The sequence below is a fragment of the Bradyrhizobium sp. P5_C11_2 genome (assembly GCF_054049755.1).
This window is the reverse complement of sequence record NZ_JBFULT010000725.1, coordinates 1-3,108: the sequence shown is the minus strand read 5'-3', so window position 1 is coordinate 3,108 and position 3,108 is coordinate 1. Positions and strand designations below refer to the sequence as shown.

Annotated in this window: 2 protein-coding genes; both read left to right on the top strand. The window is 65.5% G+C overall.

The features are described from left to right. Nucleotides 1-1,994: DNA primase (gene dnaG / locus ACXJL8_RS37570; RefSeq protein WP_456686665.1), on the top strand; the 1,994-nt coding region annotated here is incomplete at its 5' end. Between the two features lie 373 nt (nt 1,995-2,367). Continuing rightward, the coding region (locus ACXJL8_RS37565; protein WP_456686664.1) for an RNA polymerase sigma factor region1.1 domain-containing protein at nt 2,368-3,108 on the top strand (741 nt) is incomplete at its 3' end.

The following is a 3,108-nucleotide window of genomic DNA, read 5'->3' as shown; positions in this document are numbered from 1 at the left end:
TCCTCGACGAGCTGCGTGCCCGGCTTTCGGTCTCCGAAGTCGTGGGCAAGCACGTCAAGCTGAAGAAGGCGGGGCGGGAGTGGAAGGGGCTGTCGCCGTTCCAGCAGGAGAAGACGCCGTCCTTCTACGTCAACGACCAGAAGGGATTTTACCACGACTTCTCCTCGGGCAAGCACGGCGACATCATCACCTTCGTGATGGAGACCGACGGCCTGCCGTTCGCGGAGGCCGTGGAGCGGCTTGCCAACATGGCGGGGCTGCCGCTGCCGGCGGTGACGCCGGATGCGGCGCGGCACGAGCAGCGGCGCCGCACGCTGCACGACGTCATGGATCTCGCGGCGAAGTTCTTTGCCGAAACGCTGGCCTCGCGGCTCGGCGCCAAGGCGCGCGGCTATCTCGCCGACCGCGCGATCTCGCCGGCGACGCAATTGCAGTTCCGCCTCGGCTATGCGTCGCCCGACCGCTTTGCGCTGAAGGAGCATCTCGGCAAGCTCGGTGTCTCCGTCGAGGACATGGTCGAGACCGGCCTGCTCGTCGGCGGCGACGACATCCCGGTGCCTTATGACCGCTTCCGCGACCGCGTGATGTTTCCGATCACCGATCTGCGCGGCCGCGTCATCGCCTTCGGCGGGCGCGCGCTGGAGAAGGACGTTGCGGCGAAATATCTGAACTCGCCGGAGACGCCGCTCTTCCACAAGGGCGACAATCTCTACAACCACCAGACCGCGCGCGCCGCGTCCCACAATGGCAGCGCCCTGATCGTGGTCGAAGGCYATGTCGACGTCATCGCCATGGTGACCGCCGGCTTCGCCGGCACGGTCGCGCCGCTCGGCACCGCGCTGACCGAAAATCAGCTCGCGCTGCTCTGGAAGATGGCGGATGAGCCGATCCTCTGCTTCGACGGCGACAAGGCCGGGCAGAAGGCGGCCTATCGTGCCGCCGACCTCGCGCTGCCGTTCCTCAGCCCCGGCAAGAGCCTGCGCTTTGCGCTGCTGCCGGAAGGCCAGGACCCCGATGATCTCGCGCGCTCCGGCGGCCGCGGCGCGATCGAGGAGGTGATCGCGGCGGCGCGTCCGCTCGCCGACATGATCTGGTCGCGCGAGCTCGAAGGCGGCAATTTCGCCACGCCCGAGCGCCGCGCCGCGCTGGAGGCGCGCATCAAGGAGCTTTCCAACGGCATCCGCGACGAGGTGGTCCGGCGCTATTATCGCCAGGATCTCGCCGAGCGGCTCCAGCGCACCTTTGCCCCCGAAGGCGGCCGCGGCGGCTTTGCCGGTCGGGGCAATTTCCGCGGCAATTCCGGGGGCCGCCAATTCCAGCCGCGCGGCGGGGGACAGGCGAATCGATTCGGCGGCCAGGGATTTGGTGGAGGGCGCCGCGGTGCGCCCGGACCCGTTGTGCTGCCGTCCGGCCCCTACCAGGCGGCCAGCGCCCAGCTGGCCACAAGCCCGATCATGAAGGGCCAACGCAGCGCCATTTCCCGCCGCGAAGCGCTGATTCTGCAAATCCTGATCAACCACCCCTGGCTGCTGCATGACCATCTGGAGGAGGTGGCCGCCCTGGAATTGGCCCATCCGGAGGCCCACAAGCTCCGGGCCGGCATCATCGCGGCGTTCGCCAACGACCATCACCACAGCCCCGATCCGTCCGAGCAGGCCGAGAAGATGCGATCCGACATCGAGAAGGGCGGATTTTCACAGCTTCTTCAAAGGGTTGAGAGCGGTATCACGACCCAGGCGGTGTGGGGCGCCCGCGAGGGCGCGGCGCGGGACGACGTTCTCTCCACCTGGCATCAGCTGGTCGCCTTGCATCGGCAGTACCATTCACTACTTAGAGAGCTGAAAGACGCCGAGCTGGCCTTGGGGGAAGACCCCAGCGAGGCCAATATGGCGTGGTTGCGTGACGTCAAGGCTCGGATAGGCGAAGTCGACGGCACCGAGGCCCTGATCGAGGGTTTTGGCGAGCTGTCGGGCCGGTTCCAGAAGAGCATGTGATGAAAGAATCATGCGGACGGCCGGGGCCGGAACCGCTAAAAGACTCGCCAAATCCAAGGTTTGGCGGCAAAAACAGGGTTAATCGAGGCTTAACGGTCTTGTAGCACTTTGGCCCCCAGGCGGCCGCAGGCAGAACAGACGCGTCAGGAATAAATCCGCGCAATCGCTGTTGGCACTTCACCTGCATCCGCTGCGACAAAGAGGCTCACGAAGCGTTAGGCAAATCCGGCGAGAGAAGGTTGGGGTGGCGACAAGAGTTCGCGCCGCCCTTTCCGTGTCGAGATCTGGCGAAGCGAGAGCGTCGAGCAACAGGTTCAAGTGATTTCGGGCAGGCGCGGCGAACGTCTGTTTGAAACGCGTTTAGGAGCAATGGATGGCCACCAAGGCAAAGACGCTGCAGGCGAAAGACAAGGAAAAAGACGACAAGGCAGCGGATGCTCCCGAGAAGGATTCCCAGGACGCGCCCTCGCCGTTGCTCGATCTGTCCGACGCGGCAGTGAAGAAGATGATCAAGCAGGCCAAGAAGCGCGGCTTCGTGACCTTCGATCAGCTCAACGAAGTTTTGCCGTCCGACCAGACCTCGCCCGAGCAGATCGAGGACATCATGTCCATGCTCTCGGACATGGGCATCAACGTCACCGAGGCCGACGATAGCGAGGCCGAGGACGACAAGGACGAGGGCGGCGAGGACGAGACCGACAACGAGCTCGTCGAGGTCACCCAGAAGGCCGTCACCGAGGTCAAGAAGAGCGAGCCGGGCGAGCGCACCGACGATCCCGTGCGCATGTACCTGCGCGAGATGGGCACGGTCGAGCTGCTCTCCCGCGAGGGCGAAATCGCGATTGCCAAGCGCATCGAGGCCGGCCGCGAGGCGATGATCGCAGGCCTGTGCGAAAGCCCGCTGACCTTCCAGGCCATCATCATCTGGCGCGACGAACTCAACGAAGGCAAGATCTTCCTCCGCGACATCATCGATCTCGAAGCKACCTATGCCGGGCCCGACGCCAAGGCCGGCATGAACACCGCGATGATCGGCGGTCCCAACGCCGAGAACGGCGAAGCGCCCGCCGAAGGCGGCCAGGCCGCGGCCGCAGTGGGGGCGCCGTCGCTCCTC